Genomic DNA, 17,782 nt, shown 5'->3' on the forward strand with positions numbered 1-17,782 from the left:
GTTTGTTGTATTATACCGAAATTTCTGATACAAGACAAGCCCTGACTTAACGCTCCGTACTGCAAAAGAAAAAGCTCCCGCAGGAGCTTTTAAAAACGAATATTTTCGCGTGTTTTCTCATAAGAGGTCACAAAGCGCTCTGTAACGCCTGGCTCTACAATATCCAGAGCTTTGGAAATCACATCCAAGGATTTGGCATAGTCAAAGTTATGCTCAAAAACATAGAGCGATTCATTGAAAGCTTCCTGAACATTATCGTCAAAAGAACGATAGCGATTGGAGTATTGCAGCAGCTGCTCTGTCAGCGTCGCATTCTGAACGATACGGTAGGTTTCTGTTTCCAGCTCGTGCATATCATTGGTCAGAATTTCCAGCCAGCGGTTAACCGATTCAATGTTCACCTGCTTGGCTTCCAGCTCGCCCACCAGTTCTTCAATGTTATTGCTGGTCGCAAAGAAGATTTTCAGGAAGGACTGAGGAATGCCCGGTAGGTTGCGTTTCTCCATGTAGCGCTTGATTGTATGCAGTTTATTAGCATAGATATTGACCTTCTGACGGGCATTGGCGTCGTCTTTTTCAATTTCAGCCAATTCGTCTCCCAAAGAGATTTGCTCGTCTTCAATTTCTTTCAGGCGCTCTTGGATGGCTTCCAGCTCTTCCTGCAGGACAGAATAGGCCTGCTTACTGTCAGAAGAGTCTTCTACTGCTCCCAGCACTACATCTTCCTGAGCAGACAGCTCAGCCTGCAGCTCCTTGACATGTGACGTTTCAGGTTCAGTCAGAAGGAAGGTCTGAGACAGACGGTCCATTTCCTGCTGCAGCTGCTGGTTATTTTCCTTAGTATGAGCCAGATAGCTGGGGAGATTTTTAATCAGTTTTTCAACGACCTTATGCGCTTCGATTTCCTTAGTGAAAACAGCATAAAGGGCGTTGATTTCTTCCTGAGCCTGTTCATTTTCATACTCAGCATTGTCCAGCTCTAAGGCAGCAATATTGCTTTCATTGCGCTTGAAGCTGGCATGCAGCTGCTGAAAACGTGATTCCAGATCTGTTTCAATGAAATGGTAGCCAGACTCCAGTAATTTGCGGTGGCCGGACTCCAAGTCTTCCAGCTGATCAGGCAGTTTGACCGTCAGCTCTTCGACGATGGACGGCACTTTCTCTACGATATGGGTCAGTGCCAGAATATGATCCTCTGCCTTATCTAAGATTTCAGCCGCCTCAACTGGGTCACCCGAAGAATTGAGGGTGACAAACTGAGAAAACTCTGACTGAATATGCTCCAGCTGCTTTTCAATCTCAGGCAGGGCCTGACCATAAGAATCTGAATGGTCAGCCACCCGAACCTGCAGTTTGTCAAAGAGATCCAGAGCGTGCAGCACGCGGCCGCTGTTCTTAGACTCCTGCTTTTCCAAGTCTTCCAGAGCCCGGCGAATGAGCTTGATATCCTCATCAATCAAGTCAATCTGACTTTCGATATTACCAATAGCATGCTTGGCTTTCATGAAACGGAAAGAATTATTATAGCCCTCTGCTTCAAAGAGATTATTTTCAATATCCGCAAATGAATTGAGAGACAGGTCCACCCATTTCTGATTCCATTCCCGGAAAGTCACCTGACTCTGTCCAATCAAGTGCATATTTTTTACAGCTTCCACTTCATCGTTTACAGGAAGATTGTAGAGTTCTTCTTTTCTATCTTCCAATTTTTGAAGTAGAGCTTCATTTCTTTTTCTCATCAAAACTGCAGTAAAGTACCCTAGAATCAAAAGCAGAGCTACCACAATAATGAGAATAATTAGTCCAATAGACATACAAAACTCCTTCATATTGTTACTATAGTCATTCAGTCCGGCTTTTATGCTGTTTTCAGCCCAGCTTCGCTAAGTCTGAGAATGCCTGTGCTTGGCTGCGGCAGCATGCCCTTGACCAGATGTTTTCAAGGCCGCTCTTCTGCTCTTGTTTCAGCCGCCTAAAAGCAAACCATAAGACTATATATAGCAAACATACTGATTATATCATAATTTTGTCAGTAATGGTTGATTTTTCTGATTTTTTTAGACATCAAGTGTACTGTACACTGCATTTTCTTCGATAAATTCTCGGCGCGGTTCGACACGGTCGCCCATGAGCATATCAAAAATCCTGTCAGCCTCTGCGGCATCATCCACAGAAACCTGCGCCATTAAGCGGTGTTCAGGATTCATAGTCGTCTCCCATAGCTGGTGGTCATCCATTTCCCCCAGCCCCTTGTAGCGCTGAATGGTGGGTTTGGAACGGCCCTCGCTGTAGCGGGCCAAAGCAGCCTGCAGCTCTTCTTCCTGATTGGCCCCGGGCTGGATATACTCTTTGACATCGCTTCCGACCTTAACGCCATAGATAGGCGGCTGGGCGATATAGACAAATCCAGCTTCCAAAACCGGCTTCATATAGCGGTATATCAGGGTCAGAAGCAGGGTCCGGATATGGGCACCGTCCACGTCGGCATCGGTCATGATGACCAATTTCTGGTAGCGGGCCTTGCTGACATCAAAATCAGCACCAAAGCCTGTTCCCATCGCTGTAAAGAGACTGCGGATTTCTTCATTGGCCAGGATTTTGTCCATGCTGGCCTTCTCGACATTAAGAATCTTACCGCGAATCGGCAGGATGGCCTGAAATTCCCGGTTGCGGCCGGACTTGGCTGAACCGCCGGCTGAATCTCCCTCTACGATAAAGAGTTCGGTCTCTGCCGGATTATTGGACGAACAGTCGGCCAGTTTGCCGGGCAGATTGGAAATTTCCAGACCGGACTTCTTGCGGGTTACTTCCCGGGCCCGCTTCGCTGCGATACGTGCCTTAGAGGCCAAAATCCCTTTTTCTACGATTTTCTTAGCAACCGCAGGATTTTCCAAGAGGAAGTCTGAAAAAGCTTCACTGAAGAGACGGTTGGTAATCTTGACCACTTCGCTGTTGCCCAGCTTGGTCTTGGTCTGTCCCTCAAACTGAGGATTGGGGTGTTTGACCGAAATAACAGCTGTCAGGCCTTCCCGGACATCCTCACCGGTCAGATTGTCCTCATTTTCTTTCAGCAGCTTGTTTTTCTTGGCATAGTCATTGATGACCCGCGTCAGGGCAGTACGGAAGCCTTGCTCGTGCGTTCCGCCCTCATGGGTATGGATATTGTTGGCAAAGCTCATAACCGTTTCATGGTAGCCGGTCGTGTACTGCATGGCTACTTCCACGGTGATATCGTTCATCTCCCCGTCTGTATAAATAGGCGTTTCAAAAATGACATCCTTATTTTCATTGATGTACTGGACATAGCTGGCAATTCCGCCCTCATAGTGGTAGTCCTTGGTCTGCTCCAGCCCTTCCCGCTTATCAGAGATAGAAATTCTGAGGCCGCGGTTAAGGAAGGCCAGCTCCTGCACCCGCTTGTTGAGCTTTTCAAAATCAAATTCGACTGTTTCAGTGAAAATTTCCGGATCCGGTGTGAAATGGACCGTGGTACCGGAGCGGTCTGTTTCTCCGATAATCTCCAGATCAGCCACGACCTGACCGCGGCGGTACTCCTGAAAATGAATCTGACCGTTTTTATAAACGCGGACATCCAGCTGGGTCGAGAGGGCATTTACAACGGAAGAACCAACCCCGTGCAGACCTCCTGAGACCTTGTAGCCGCCGCCGCCGAATTTGCCTCCGGCGTGAAGGACGGTAAAGACGGTTTCCACAGCCGGCCGGCCGGTCTTTTCCTGAATATCGACAGGGATGCCGCGCCCATTGTCCACAACCGTGATGGAATTGTCTTTTTCAATAAAGACCTGAATGTGACTGGCAAAACCAGCCAAAGCTTCGTCAATGGAATTGTCAACAATTTCCCAAACCAAATGGTGCAGACCTTCCTTGGAGGTCGAACCGATATACATGCCCGGACGCATCCGAACGGCTTCCAAGCCTTCTAAGACCTGAATCTGACTGGCGTCATATTCCTGCGCTTGTATGTCTTGTTGCTTTTCTTCTGTCATAGTGTTCCTTTTCTAATCAATGGCTATAAATTCTTCAAGATGCTGCATACTGTCAAAAAGATAGGTGTCAAATCCTGCTGCCTGACCAGCCTCCATGTCCAGAGGACGGTCTCCAATCACTAAACCCGCAGCAATCCGGTACTTGTCTTTTAAATAGAGCATGGAGGCCGGACTGGGCTTTCTCTCAAAGCCATTATCCGCTGTGACCACCTCAGTAAAAGCAGCAGCAATGCCGGTCTTGCTCAGAATTTCCCAGACCTGACTGCCTCGGTGGGAAATCAGGAAATTCCGGCCGCCCTTGGCCACAATCCGCTCGAGCAGCTCTGCCGCCCCGTCAAATAAGACAGGATGTTCCAGCTCTTCTGCTTCGCTGGCCTTATAGAGCTGTAAAAAGTCCTTTTCTTGGGAAGCAAACTGCTGAACGGCATAATCCGTAGAAACCTTCAAGGCCCGATAAACCTCATCATGGCCGGCTGACTTGCCAAACTTCTGCAAAGTATGGACAAAGGCTGCCGTCGAAGTTTCATAATTATCCAAGAGCGTTCCACCTAAATCCCAGATGTAATCTTGATAATTCATACCTTTCATTATATCATATTTTTTGCAAAAAAGGTGCGAATATTTACCAGAATCTGCCTGTTAAAGCCATTCTTTCAAAAGAGATTTCATACCCATTTAAACTTAGATTCATATCCTTTTTCTCAAGCAAGAGCGGACGGCAGCTTCAGCACTCCACTCCCCCGAAGGGGAACCGTTTCAGCCTATCATCTTGAAATAAGAAAATGAAAGGCTGCGAGCTGCTCAAAAGATAAAGCTTCCGTTAGGAAGTGTCAGCTGTACTGGCCTACGGCAAAGTGAACTAACAAAGCAATATAGTCTTTTAGTTTGCTTTTAGTACGAGGCAGCGAGCCGCAGACAGTACTGGCGTACGGCAAGGCGAGCTAACAAAGTAATAAAAGATAAACTAAAGGACGATATAAAGATAAACTAAATAATGATATCGTCCCAAGCTCTTTGCCTCGCTTGCTCATTTCCAGGATTGGGCGGTTGGAGCAAGGCGGAGGATGACAGTCTAAACAGCCTGACGAGGCTCTTTGACTTTCGCTGTTCTTGCTTGGCAGGCAAGCCCCTGTGCAAAGCGCCTCTTCAGCAAAAAACACCTCCAAAAACAGGAAGTGCCCTTTGCTGGATTCGGCCAGTAGTATCTAGTCTTTTAGTTTACTCTTATACTAAATTCAAACCACGTCAGCAATCCTCATGCTGTACTGATATACGGCAAAGTGAACTAGCAATATAAAGATAAACTAAATGGCGGTAGAGTCTATATTAAACTGATTCGGAAATGTTCTCTTTTCCCCAGATTGCCTTCTGCCGCCAACAGTGCCAAAATCGGGCGATGGGCAGTCTCCCACGATGGCTGCGCCATCCTTCCAGACCATTGGAAGCTCGCAGTATCATCTTTTTCAAGATGCAGGCAAGGGGTTCGGGAATTGGCTGCTGTCTCTTCTTAGCCAAGAAATGCAAAAGAAGAAGGCGGATCCGTTTCCGAACAGGTCTCTTTGATAAATCGCTTTTGCCATGAAAGGCCTATTGGCCAAATAGATCTGTATAGAGCATGGCAGCGGCCAGTTGGTCTGCATCTCCGCCCAGCTGGCGAACCAGCTCATAGGCAAAGGCCAGAGCAGTCGAGGGACCGCGGCTGGTAATCAGGCTGCCGTCAACGACTACGGTCTCTTTGCGGTAGTTTCCGTCCTCAATCCCTTCCTGAACACCGTCATAGCAAGTGAAGTCCTTTCCTTTGAGCAGGCCTGCACGGCTGAGGGCAATCGGTGCTGCGCAGATAGCTGCTGTAAACTTCCCCTTTTCCTGGAAGCTGCGCAGTTCCTGCATCAGCCGGTCATCATCGCGAAGATTGGCTGAGCCCGGCATGCCGCCCGGCAGAACAACCATATCATAATCCTCCAGCCGGCCGCTCCATACTTGGTCTGCCTGAACGGTAATACCGTGCGAACCAGTCACGGTTGCTGCAAATCCAATCATGTGGCAGGTCATTCCTGCCCGGCGCAGGACATCAACTACCGTCAAGGCTTCAATTTCTTCAAAACCGGGAGCTAAGAGTAATGCTATTTTTTTCATAAGCTTTCCTTTCTAAAATGAGGGCTGGCAGCAGCCGCGCACCACGGCTGCTGACTGTCGGCCAAAAACATTGGCTATTTTAATTTTTTCAGCACCACTTTCTTGCGGACCAGCGGCAGCTTCTCTTTCCTTTCATCATGGAGAGTGTTTTGATAAGAGAATGACAGCAAGAGACCAACACCAATGAGATTGCTGATGATGGAGGACCCCCCCTGAGAAATAAAGGGAAGCGGAATCCCAGTCAGCGGCAGAATACCAGTGACCGCTCCGATATTTTCAAAAATATGAAAGAGCAGCATCATGATAAATCCCGTTGAAATATAGGTGTAGAACTGATTATTGGATTTAATGGTAATTTTCAGCATCCGGTAAATCAAGAGCAAATAGAGAACGATGACCAGCGTTGAGCCCAGAAAGCCAAAGTCCTCAGCTATGACCGTGAAGATCATGTCGCTTTCACGAACCGGCACCAGAAGATTGGACACATTGAAACCTTGGCCTGTCAAGCCGCCGCTGCCGATAGCAATCTGTCCCTGAGCCTGCTGATAGGTTGTTGTCTGGGCATAGTCAAAAGGATGCAGCCAAGCTAGGATACGGTTGATTTGATAGGTTGGCATGCCCAGAGTATTGTGGAGAAAGGCCCGCCCGCCGTCCGAGATGAAAATAAAGAGAAAAGCAGACAGCAGCACTGCTCCTGTCAAAAAGACAGGCAGGATGATTTTCCAGGAAACACCTGACAGGAGGATGATGCCGCAGTAGATAGCGACAAACACCAGAGCCGTTCCCAAATCGCTCTGCAGCGCCAGCAGCAGCAGCACCGGCAGGGTCAAGAGACCCAGTTCAAAAATCAGCAGAAAATCCAGTTTCAGCGTGCGCACTTCCTTCTTGTGCTTCTGCAGAAACTGCACCAACAGCCGGGACAGCATGAGGATGTAGGAAATTTTCATAAATTCCGACGGCTGAAAGAGTGTGACACCGCCGACTGCAATCCAGTTTTTGGCTCCTGTCGAAGCAACCAGCGAATCATTGTAAAAAATCAGCGGCAGCACCATCAGGCCCAATCCTAAAACATAAAGATAAGGCGTCATCTGCCAGAGAAATTTGGTATTGAAAAACATGACGATGAAGCTAATCAGAAAACCGACTGCAATCCAGGCAATCTGCTGACCGACAATATTCCAGACATTGTCAGGATAGTCGTGGCTGACAGCAATATAAATGGCTAATACGCCGATAGCCAGCAGAATCAGCACCGGCAGAATCAGGCTATAGTCAATTCGGGACTCAAAAGTCCGCCTTTGGTAAGACATATTCCCTCCTTGTTAGAAAAAATACTGAATCAGTAAGCTGGAAAGAGCGACACAAAACCAGGCAAAGGCTCCCGTCAGCAAAGGGGCTGCGCCAGCCTCCCTAAACTGTTTGAAGGAAACTTTGGATCCGATGGCTGCCAGAGCCATGGCCATGAGCCACTGGGACAGCAGTTTGCTGTAGGGAAGCAGGGCTGCGGGCAGGATACCCCAGCTGCTGACGAGCGAAGCCAGCACAAACCACAAAATAAACCATGGAAAAATCTTTTTCAGCTCTACCTTTTTAGCAGCCTGCTTTGAGCGAGCATAGCGGCAGCCGGCAAAAATCAGGCAGGCCGGCACAATCATCAGCGCCCGGCTGAGTTTGACAATCGTTGCCAAATCACCGGCCGGCTGGCTGTAAGTATAGCCGGCAGCTACAACGGATGAAGTATCGTTAATGGCCGTCCCTGCCCAGGTCCCAAAGAAAGCATCCGGCATTTGCAGCAGGTGTCCTAAAAAAGGAAAGATAAAAACTGCCAAAATATTGAAGAAGAAAATCGTTGACATAGACAGGGCGATGTCCTCTTCTTCTGCTTCTAAAATCGGAGAAGCCGCTGCAATAGCAGAGCCGCCGCAGATTGCTGTTCCAAAAGCAATCAGCAGGGTCAGCACCTGCTTCATTCCAAAAAATCTGCCAGCCAGACCTGCTGCACAAAAAGCAATGAGAATGGTTAAGATGCTGACTCTGAGCGAAGTAAATCCTGTTTCCGAAACCTGACCGATTGACAGGGAGAAGCCCAAAAAGATGATGGCATACTGCAGAAGTTTTTTGCCGGAATAGCCCAGACCTGCCTGAAAGGCAGCTGGAATTTCGACAGTATTGCTGCAGACCATTCCCAATACAATAGCAAAAACGCTGGAGCCAATCAGGGGCAGCTGGCCGCCCAAGAAAATAGAAAGAGCCGCCAGCCCAAAGGACAGGAGCAGACCGGGCAGATATTTTTTCACGAATAAACCTTCTTTCCTATTCTTACCATTATAACAGATTTTGAAAAGAGTAACTGAGTCAATCTGCAGAATTTTTAAAAAAACAGCCTGACTGGCTGGAAACTTTCCAAATCAGTCCGACTGTTCCTCGTCAAAAAAATCCGCTGCTTTCTGTAATATTTCCGGCTGAGACAGGCTCTCAAAAGAAGCCAGCTGGCTCAGATGATGCTGAATCTGCTTGCCGTAACGCTTGGTCAGGATGCGGTTGTCCAGTAGAATGACTGCTGATTTCTGGCGCTCATTGCGGCGCGTCCTGCCGATAGCCTGCTTGAGACGCAGAATAGCCAGCGGCAGCTGATAGTCATAGAAGGAATTTTTGCCGTCAGCTTTCAGATAGCTGTTGATTTTCTGCACAAAAAAGTCCTTGGGATTGTCAAAAGGAAGCCGCGTAATCACCTGGACAATCTGCTCCTGCTCGGCAAAATCCGCTCCTTCCCAAAAGCTGCCCGAACCCAGCAAGATATTGGCTTCTGCTCTGTCAAAACGCCGTTTGATATTGCTGGCATCGCCGTTTTTGTATTGGGCCAGATGAGGAAGGGACAGCTGCTCAGAGGTCGCAAGCAGAAGGTCTCTGGAAGTGAACAGCGCTACGATAGGCCGGCCCAGTGCTGCCAGCTCCTGCAGAGCAACTGCAAGCTGCTGGGCAAAATCCTGGCTGGACAGGTCGGTCACATTCGGAAAATCTGTATTTAAAAAGAGCTTCTGCAAGGGCCTTTTTCTGTTTTTAAGCTTATAGAAATGATAGGTTTCAAAGCCCAGCAGCTGGGCCAGGTTGACCTTGGAGCTGATTTCCAGCGTGGAGGAGACCAGAATGACCTTGGCAGTCTCCGGCAGAAACTCTGTAAAGCGCAGGAGGTCCGAACGCCCAGCATGCAGCTTTTTCAGCCTGTAATCCGCTCCCGCTTCGTCTGTCAGCCAGTAATACTGGTATTTGGGGCTGAACATGGCCTGAAGCTCTGGCAGCAAGTGCTCATCCAGTTCGGACACATCCTGCCGCAGTTTCTCAACAACTTCCGTCTGCAGCTCAGAGTCCCGTTTTCTCTGCCGCTCCGCTGCATGGGCCAGTTCAAACTGGATGCTCTGCAGCAGCCTTTCCTGCACCAGACGCTGCTTGGTCTGCAGCAGCTGGCTGATCTGCTGCAGGAGCTTGGTCAGATTCAGGCTGGCCTGAGAAAAGCTCTCTAAGGCAAAAAACAGCTTCTGGGCCTCATCTACCACTAAGATCCGATTGTCCAGCAGTGACTGGTCGTCTTCCAGGCGGGTCAAAAGATAGGCATGATTGGTAATCACCACCCGGCTGACAGCTGCTTTGACCTGCCCCTGCCGCCAAAAGTCCTCCTGATAAAAAAGTGATTTTCTGCTTAATTTTCCGTCATGGCGAATCTCACTGAAATAAGCCGAAAAGCGATGGGCCTGACCGATTTCATTCAGGTCTCCGGTCTCGGTCTCGGTCAGCCAGACCAGAAGCTGCATCTTGCAGCGATTCGTCAGACGGTTATCGTCCTGGACAGCCAGACTGTCGTAAAAGCGGTCCAGCTTCAGATAATTGTCCGGACTCTTGAGACTGTGGAAGGTCAGCCCAAACACTTCCTGCAGAATCCGGCCTTCCTTTTGCAGGAGCTGGTCCTGCAGCACCTTGGTCGGCACTGTTACCAGCACCCTCTCCTTTCTCCGAGCCAGGATTGGCAGCAGATAGCCAAAAGTCTTGCCCAGACCGGTCTGAGCCTGCAGAAAAGATGGTTCCTGCTGGTCCAGAGCTTCCTCCATAAAATGGGCAAAGCGGAGCTGCTCCGGCCGTTCTTCCAGTCCCAGCAGATAGAGATTGGTCAGAAAATCCTGCGATAATTTCTTTTCAGAGCCCCTGCTTGCAGGCTTTTTCAGAAAAATTCCCTGACAGTCCTGCAGGCCCTTGACCCGCCCATTCGGCAGGCTCTGGTAGACTTCCTCAATGGCTAGGCGCGATTCATAAATCAAACTGTCTCCGAAATCCAGAATTTTTTCGACCAACGCCTTGGGCAGGCCTCTGATTTTCTCCTGTATTTTCAAAAAAAGCTGGGCAGTCGCCTGGGCATCTGCAAGGGCCGTATGGGCATTTTCCAAGGGAATGGCCAGCGTCCGGCAGAGCTGTCCCAAAGAATATTTGTCCAGGCTGGGATAGAAAACCTGAGCCAGCTCAACGGTATCCACGCGGGGAGTCAGCAGTTCAAATCCTTCCCAGAAAAGCGCCTCCGCCAGAAAATTGGCATCAAACTTGACATTGTGCGCTACAAAAATGGCATCGTGAATCAGATCATAGACTTCACGCGCTACCTGCGAAAATTCCGGTGCCTTTCGAAGCCGTCTGTCATCAAGCCCTGTCAGCTCTTTGATATGCTCATCCAGCTTCTGATGAGGATTGACATCGGTCTCATAGATCTGCGTCACCGCGCCGTTTTCGATAATGACAATGCCAATCTGAATAATTTTCCCACTGCTATTGGCCCCCGTGGCCTCCAAATCCACGACGGCATACTTATACTGTTTGTCTGTCATACTGCTATGATTATATCATAAAAGCGTCTCTTAGACATCTGAAAATTCCCTGCTGCGGCTGAATTAATTCTGTGCAAAATCTGCATTTTTCTGTTACACTCAGTAACAAGAAGAATTTTGCGAGGAAAGCCAATGAAAATTCACCGAATCATCAATATCGTTGCCTTTGAAAATACCTATATTCTGGAAAATCAAGACCATGTTCTGGTCATTGATCCCGGCAGCGAATGGAAAAAAATCCAAAGAACATTAGAAGAAATCGGCAAGCCTCTGACGGCTGTTCTTTTGACCCATACCCACTATGACCATATCATGAGTCTGGACAAGGTCAGAGACAGTTTTGCCCAGCCGCCGGTCTATGTAGCCCAAAGCGAAGCCAGTTGGCTCTACAGCCCTGCAGACAATCTGTCCGGTCTGGACCGACATGCCGACTTGGACGACATCATCTGCCGGCCGGCGGAGGAATATTTCAGCTACCATCAAGACTATCATTTAGACGGCTTCCGCTTTTATGCTGTTCCCACACCCGGCCATTCTATCGGCGGCGTCTCCTTTGTCTTCCCGGAAGAACGCATCGTCCTGTCTGGTGATGCACTTTTCTGCGGCAGCATCGGACGGACGGACCTGCCGACCGGAAATCTCGACCAGCTTTTAAACAGCATCCGGCAGGAACTCTTTATCCTTCCCAAAGATTATCGAGTCTATCCCGGTCATGGAAATGAAACGACTATCGCCCACGAAAAAAACTTCAATCCTTTTTTTCAAACTCAATGAAAATCAAAGACCAGACTGGGAAGCCAACCGCAGGCTGATATTCTTCGGAAATCCATACCAACTATCCCTCATTTCGACTTATCGTCATTTAGTTTATCTTTTATTACTTTGTTAGCTCGCCTTGCCGTACGCCAGTACTGTCTGCGGCTCGCTGCCTCGTACTAAAAGCAAACTAAAAGACTATATCATCTGCCAGCTGAAGGCGAACTGACTCAACAGACGGTTTCCCAACAAGACTAAAGGCTAAATCGCTGACGGCCGGCTGTGAAACAGAAATTTAACAGACACTGCAAAAAAAAGAGTTTGAGGCTGGACCTCAAACTCTTTTTTGCAGCTATCTGTGCATACAGCTGCTAAACTGTTGGTTCTTAAATCTTCAGGAAACGCCTCATAGAGAAGACCGAACCGATTGAGCCGATTAAGATTCCCAAAACAAAGAGGGCAGCAATCATAATCGGAATGAAGAGGGCTGGCTCAATCATAGAAAGCCCCTGAGCAACCAAACCTTTGTTCATCGATTGGAAAACCATGGTGTAGACAAAGTAGACCAAGGCTGCCGGAACGGCTGCACCCAAAAGACCAATCCAGGCGCCTTCAAAAAGGAAGGGGCCGCGGATGTAGCTGTTCTTAGCCCCCACCAGTCGCATGATTTGGATTTCACGGCTGCGGGAAATAATAGTAATCCGGATGGTATTGGAAATCAGGAGAATGGCAATAAAAATCAGCAATCCTGCACCGACCAAGCCCCAGGTCTGGATAAAATTGGACAGCTCAAAGAGACGTTTGGTATTGGCACCGCCGTTTTGGACCTCGGAAACACCGTCTATTTTCTTGGCTTTGTTTGTGACGGATTCCACATGTTTAGGGGAAGTTGTGTCTACAATATAAGCGTCATAAAGCGGATTCGAGTCGCCTTCAAAGACCTTCCACTCACTTCCCATCGTTTCGGTCAGTTTTTCATACTGCTCTTCCTTGCTGGAAAACTCCACCTTGGCTACATTTTTCATGGAAGACAAAGCATCATAAACCTTGTGGTAGTCCTCATTTTGGACCGTCTGTCCTTCTTTGACAATGGTTTCGCTATTATCAGCGGTATCCTTGCGCATGTATACCATGACGCGGACATTGTTGGAAATATCGTTTGCCAGCTTGGCCGTATTGAGGATAACAGAGGCAAAGATAGCCACCAAACCCAGAGTAATCATGACCGAGCTGATAGCTGCTACAGTCATCCAGCCATTTCGCTTAAGGCTCTTAAGCGATTCAATCAAATGGCGAAAAAATCTACTAATCATCGTATCCGTATTCTCCTTCCGCTTCATCACGCACCACACGGCCATTTTCGATGGCAATGACGCGGTGACGCAGAGTATTTACAATCTGGCTGTTATGGGTCGCCATCAAAACTGTTGTACCTTGGAGATTGATGCGTTCCAACAAATTCATAATTTCCCAAGAATTATCGGGATCCAAGTTCCCTGTCGGCTCGTCTGCAATCAGCACTTTGGGATTGTTGACAATGGCCCGGGCAATGGCAATCCGCTGCTGCTCTCCCCCAGAAAGTTCATTGGGGAAAGAGCGGACCTTGTGTTTGAGACCGACCAGATCCAGAACCTCCATGACGCGCTTTTTAATATTGCGGCGGCGCTCGCCGATTACTTCCATAGCATAGGCAATGTTTTCATAAACGGTCTTTTTGGGCAGCAGCTTATAATCCTGGAAAACGACTCCGACCTGACGGCGCAGCATGGGAATGTCCTTCTTTTTAATCTTGGCCAGATTAAAATCAGCCACATTCAGACTGCCCTTATCCAGCTTCACTTCACGGTAAAGCAAGCGGATAAAGGTTGACTTGCCGGCGCCTGAAGGTCCTACAATGTAGGCAAACTCTCCCGAATCTACCTTGATAGACACACTGCGCAGGGCAGTGGTCCCGTTGTCGTACTTCTTGACAACATCTTTCATTTCAATTATTGACATGTATTGAAAAATCCTTTCAATCTGAATTCTAATCCTTTTAATTTCCTAGTTCAGCCGCCATTTGAGATAGGCATCAATAAAGCCATCCAAATCCCCGTCCATCACCTTGTCAACCAGAGCAACCTCATAGCCGGTCCGATGGTCCTTGACCATGGTATAAGGGGTGAAGACGTAGGAGCGGATTTGGCTGCCCCAGGAAATTTCTTTCTTATCTCCTTTAAGCGAGTCCACTTCTGCTGCTTTTTTTTCCTGCTCCAGCTGATAGAGCTTGGCCTGCAGCATTTTCATGGCCCGGTCGCGGTTGCCGTACTGGGTCCGGTCTACTGTCGACTGCACGACAATTCCCGTAGGGATATGTGTCAGCCGCACACCGGTCGAAACCTTATTGACATTCTGCCCGCCGGCTCCGCCTGAGCGGAACGTGTCCATTTTTATGTCATCCTCGCGAATCTCTACTTCAATCGTATCATCCAGCTCTGGCATGACTTCTACTGAGGTAAAAGACGTATGCCGGCGCTTGGCTGAGTCAAAGGGGGAGATCCGCACCAGCCGGTGGACGCCCATCTCAGACTTGAGGAGACCATAGGCATGCGGCCCTTCAAATGATAAGGTCACCGACTTGATACCGGCTTCATCGCCCGCCTGATAGTCCAAGACTTCCACTTTGAAGCCCTTGGCATTGCCGAAGCGCGTGTACATGCGCAGCAGCATATCGCCCCAGTCCTGTGCTTCCGTACCGCCCGATCCTGGGTGGATTTCAAGGATAGCATTGTTATTATCATAAGGCTCAGACAAAAGCAGGGTCATTTCATAGCTGGTCATCATTGCAGACAGTTCAGCCAGCTTTTCTTCTAATTCTTCCTGCAGCGTATCATCTTCCGCTAAAAAATCAAGCAGAATTTCTGATTCATCAAACAGGTCTGTCATCTGATGAAAATTCTCGTAGGTCTGCTTGAGTTCATTCAGTTCCTGAGATGTCTTTTGGGCAGCTATATTGTCATCCCAAAAATCAGGCTCTGTCATCTTATTTTCTAAGATAGCAATTTCTTCTTCCAGTCCCTCTAAGTCAAAGAGACCCCCTGAAAGAAGCTAATTTTTCACGATTTGCGTCAATCTTCTGACGAATTTCTGAAATGTCCATAAATACCTCTTTTCATATATCGTTTAATTATAACATAAATTCATTTTTTTGACTAATCTCAAAATAAATGCGGGTTTCATTGTAACCAATTTTCCGCTGAGAGGCAAGAAAACTGCTCCCTTGTCACGGAATTGTTAGATAGACCAACAAAAGACAGCAATCCGCAAGCAGCAATCAGACAAGAGGCTGGAGAAAAACGGCAGCGATTAGGATAAGATTTTCTTTTCAATGACTGTGAGAACGCCTGACTGGTCATTGCCGGGTGCTTGGTACTTGGCCTTTGCTTTGACAGCCGGAGAGCCATTGGCCATGGCATAGCTCTCACCTACATAGCCCAGCATTTCCAAATCATTGCCGCCGTCTCCAAAGGCCATCATCTCCTCAGGCTCAATCTGCAGATACTGGCTTAGATAAGCCAAAGCCGCTCCCTTGTGAACGCCTGACTGAATCATATCAATAGAACCGTGGCCGCTGGAGACCGCCGTCATCTGCTGACCAGCGGCCTGATTGAGCAGCTCCAGCAGACGGCTAGTCTGCTCAGGCGGAACCAGCAGAGCCAGCTTGACAAAATCATCAGCCGGCAGATGATCAAAATCCGGCACTTCTGTCAAAGCGTGGTAATAAATACCGATTTCGTCCTTATAGCTCTGGGGAGCCGATGCAAGCAAATAGGCCGAATGCAGGCCGCAGAGGGTCGTCTGCCGGTCCAGGCCTTCCATTTTCAAAACCCGCAGAACCTTGGCAATAAGCTCCGTCGCTATTTTTCTTTCCATAAGCAGACGGCTGCCTTCAAAAATCAGGGCACCGTTCTCAGAAACGATGAAGAGCTCCTCCTTATACTGTGGAAAAAAAGAAGCCAGCTGGGCATATTGGTTGCCGGAAATGACGGTCACTTTGATTTCCTTTGCTCTCAGCTGCTCATAAACAGCCTCAAAACGTTTCAAATCATAAGTATTGTCCGAGCGCAAAAAAGTACCGTCCATATCAAAAGCAATGAGTTTTATCATGGCATTCCCCTCCTTCTCTCTATTTTACAATAAAAGTCTTAAAAAATTAAGAAAAGCAGCAGGAAAATTCAAGACTGGCTCTGCAGCGGACCGCAAAAAAGTTTTCCAAGTCGGCTAAAATATGCTAGACTAAGGTCATGACAAAAATCGGATTTATGAGCGATCTGCACTTGGACTCCAATCAGTTCGGCGCCTTTGAACGGCAGACACTCCAGCACCTTCTACAGGAGCAGGGACTGGAGCATCTGCATATCGCAGGCGACCTGTCCAATGACTTTTACGGCATCAGCCTGCCTTTTATAAGAGAACTAGAGCAAGTCCTGCCTGTTTCTTTCAATCTGGGCAACCACGACATGCTGGGGCTGTCAGAAAGCGAGATTGCGGCCACTGATTTTCAGGTTCAGCAGTTTGGTCAGACTAAGCTGATTAGCTTTTCCGGCTGGTATGACTACAGCTTTGTCCCTGAAAAAAGCAAGGAAGAGCACCTGCGGACTAAAAATAATTTCTGGTTTGACCGCAGACTGCAGCGGGACTTGGACGACTCGGCCATCACCCAGCAGCTGGTGCAGCGGCTGGATGCACTCCTGACCAGTCTGCAAGGGCCTTTGATTGCCGCCCTGCATTTTGTCCCCCACAGGGATTTTCTCTACGACCACCCCTATTTTCAGCGCTTCAACGCTTTTTTAGGCAGTCAGACCTTTCATCAGGTCTTTCAAAAGCACGGCGTTCAAGAGGCTGTCTTTGGCCACCTGCATCACCGCCATCAGAGCCGGAAGATTGACGGCATCCGCTACCACATGCGGCCGCTGGGCTATATCCGTGAATGGGAGCTGACCCGAACATTTTTTGAGGACTTCCCCCAATACCGTATCTCCCAGCACTACCGACTGCACAAGCGCTACAATGCTGTCAAAGACCTGCCGGAATTTCAGGATTATAAGAAAAAGCACCTGGCAGCCGAACTGCGGGATGCTTTAACGGTGATTGAGGTTCAGTAATGGAAATGTTGAATAGCAGTTCTCAGCTCATCTGAGAGCTGCTTTTTGCTGTCCAGCTGCACATAGACTTCTAATAAACAGGAGCGAAAATTGGAAAATGCGATGAAGTCTTGCTTGCTGTCCAATGGAAAATTCAGTGACTGCAGCCAGAGGCTGAGTTCATGCTGTGACAGTTTTCCCTTTAAGACCGCTTGATAGAGCACCTGCGCTAAGCGCCAGTCCTCGTCATTTCCGAAGCGGATGGAAACTCTTTTAAAAACTTGCTGAATGACCTGTAATACTTCTGGCATCTTACCTGAAGGAAAGTCTGGATGACAGGCTGCTTCCGTCAATAAATCTGCTCCATGAGCGAAGGCGTGGACCCAACCGTATTCCTCTGAGTAACCGCTTGTATCTTTTTCTGTTAGCAAGTAGGCTAGCCCGTTATCCAGTAGGATTTTTCTTTCTTGCACTGATAAAGCCTGATAATACGAAGAGTTTGGATTTCCATCACAGTTTAAGAGATTCGCATAAAGCAAAGCTGTAAAAGAACGCGTTAAAGCAGCTTGACCATTTTCATCGTTCTTGTAGAAAAGTCCCTGTCTTTTGACTGCTTCTTGAGCCAAGAAACGAAACTGTTCAGCTGAAAACAGGTCAGCCTGAAGTCCCCTTGCTAAGGACGAAAAGACTAACTCATCACGGATTGTCGCTTCTGGATGACCAATATGATCCAGTAACCATAAGATTTCTTCCTCATAATATAAAGGAGAAGCTTCTTCCAACTTCTTTCGTAAGTTTTGATACATACTTTCACCGGCCTTTAGAGTTGATTTCTTTGAATTTGATTATACCGCCTTGTACGCAAAAAAGCCATCCGTAGATGACTTTTTCT

The 17,782-nt window shown here is 48.1% G+C and carries 14 protein-coding genes; 2 read left to right on the plus strand and 12 right to left on the minus strand.

From position 1 onward, the window contains the following. Positions 1-89: 89 nt before the first annotated feature. The 7 genes from ezrA to DHL47_RS03370 all read right to left on the minus strand — a co-directional run bounded on the left by ezrA (position 90) and on the right by DHL47_RS03370 (position 11,011). On the minus strand, positions 90-1,814 hold the full coding sequence (ezrA, locus tag DHL47_RS03340; protein WP_209550895.1) for a septation ring formation regulator EzrA: 1,725 nt from the start codon (positions 1,812-1,814) through the stop codon (positions 90-92). A gap of 243 nt (positions 1,815-2,057) precedes the next feature. Then, positions 2,058-4,007 carry a DNA topoisomerase (ATP-hydrolyzing) subunit B gene (gene gyrB, locus DHL47_RS03345; RefSeq protein WP_128835961.1) on the minus strand — a complete coding sequence of 650 codons (1,950 nt, stop codon included), beginning with the start codon at positions 4,005-4,007 and terminating at the stop codon, positions 2,058-2,060. Positions 4,008-4,019: 12 nt separating this feature from the next. After that, positions 4,020-4,586 (minus strand): HAD-IA family hydrolase, encoded by a 567-nt coding sequence (locus DHL47_RS03350; RefSeq protein WP_338060079.1) that lies wholly within the window; start codon positions 4,584-4,586, stop codon positions 4,020-4,022. A gap of 1,008 nt (positions 4,587-5,594) precedes the next feature. Next, complete coding sequence (locus DHL47_RS03355) at positions 5,595-6,143, minus strand: DJ-1 family glyoxalase III (protein ID WP_209550897.1); 549 nt, start codon at positions 6,141-6,143, stop codon at positions 5,595-5,597. Positions 6,144-6,217: 74 nt separating this feature from the next. Beyond that, entirely contained in the window at positions 6,218-7,453 is a 1,236-nt protein-coding gene (locus DHL47_RS03360; protein WP_128835953.1) for an FtsW/RodA/SpoVE family cell cycle protein, read from the minus strand. A gap of 12 nt (positions 7,454-7,465) precedes the next feature. Continuing rightward, positions 7,466-8,440 carry a YeiH family protein gene (locus DHL47_RS03365; protein ID WP_209550898.1) on the minus strand — a complete coding sequence of 325 codons (975 nt, stop codon included), beginning with the start codon at positions 8,438-8,440 and terminating at the stop codon, positions 7,466-7,468. 111 nt (positions 8,441-8,551) lie between these two features. Further along, a complete protein-coding gene (locus DHL47_RS03370; RefSeq protein ID WP_209550899.1) occupies positions 8,552-11,011 on the minus strand; it encodes a bifunctional DnaQ family exonuclease/ATP-dependent helicase in 2,460 nt (819 codons plus the stop codon). A 132-nt stretch (positions 11,012-11,143) separates the two neighbouring features. Between DHL47_RS03370 and DHL47_RS03375 the strand changes: the two genes are divergently transcribed. Beyond that, positions 11,144-11,785 (plus strand): MBL fold metallo-hydrolase, encoded by a 642-nt coding sequence (locus tag DHL47_RS03375; RefSeq protein WP_128835948.1) that lies wholly within the window; start codon positions 11,144-11,146, stop codon positions 11,783-11,785. Positions 11,786-12,153: 368 nt separating this feature from the next. Here DHL47_RS03375 and ftsX read toward each other — a convergent pair whose 3' ends face one another. The 4 genes from ftsX to DHL47_RS03395 all read right to left on the minus strand — a co-directional run bounded on the left by ftsX (position 12,154) and on the right by DHL47_RS03395 (position 15,913). Next, positions 12,154-13,080: a permease-like cell division protein FtsX gene (ftsX, locus tag DHL47_RS03380; RefSeq protein WP_209550900.1), complete on the minus strand. Its 927-nt coding sequence runs from the start codon at positions 13,078-13,080 to the stop codon at positions 12,154-12,156. After that, on the minus strand, positions 13,073-13,765 hold the full coding sequence (gene ftsE, locus DHL47_RS03385) for a cell division ATP-binding protein FtsE (RefSeq protein WP_128835946.1): 693 nt from the start codon (positions 13,763-13,765) through the stop codon (positions 13,073-13,075). Before ftsE ends, ftsX begins: the two co-directional genes overlap by 8 nt. 45 nt (positions 13,766-13,810) lie before the next feature. After that, positions 13,811-14,906 (minus strand): peptide chain release factor 2 gene (gene prfB, locus DHL47_RS03390; RefSeq protein ID WP_209550901.1). Its coding sequence is split into 2 segments (ribosomal slippage): positions 13,811-14,833 and positions 14,835-14,906, totalling 1,095 coding nucleotides; the frame shifts between segments, so codons are not numbered across the junction. A gap of 206 nt (positions 14,907-15,112) precedes the next feature. Then, positions 15,113-15,913: a Cof-type HAD-IIB family hydrolase gene (locus DHL47_RS03395; protein ID WP_209550902.1), complete on the minus strand. Its 801-nt coding sequence runs from the start codon at positions 15,911-15,913 to the stop codon at positions 15,113-15,115. A gap of 137 nt (positions 15,914-16,050) precedes the next feature. Here DHL47_RS03395 and DHL47_RS03400 point away from each other — a divergent pair, with 137 nt between their 5' ends. Further along, positions 16,051-16,911 carry a metallophosphoesterase gene (locus tag DHL47_RS03400; RefSeq protein ID WP_209550903.1) on the plus strand — a complete coding sequence of 287 codons (861 nt, stop codon included), beginning with the start codon at positions 16,051-16,053 and terminating at the stop codon, positions 16,909-16,911. Here DHL47_RS03400 and DHL47_RS03405 read toward each other — a convergent pair. Next, entirely contained in the window at positions 16,905-17,696 is a 792-nt protein-coding gene (locus tag DHL47_RS03405) for a DUF2785 domain-containing protein (RefSeq protein ID WP_209550904.1), read from the minus strand. The two genes, DHL47_RS03400 and DHL47_RS03405, sit on opposite strands and share 7 nt — an antisense overlap. Positions 17,697-17,782: the final 86 nt, after the last annotated feature.

The organism is Streptococcus panodentis (assembly GCF_017884005.1).
GTDB classification, from domain to species: domain Bacteria; phylum Bacillota; class Bacilli; order Lactobacillales; family Streptococcaceae; genus Streptococcus; species Streptococcus panodentis.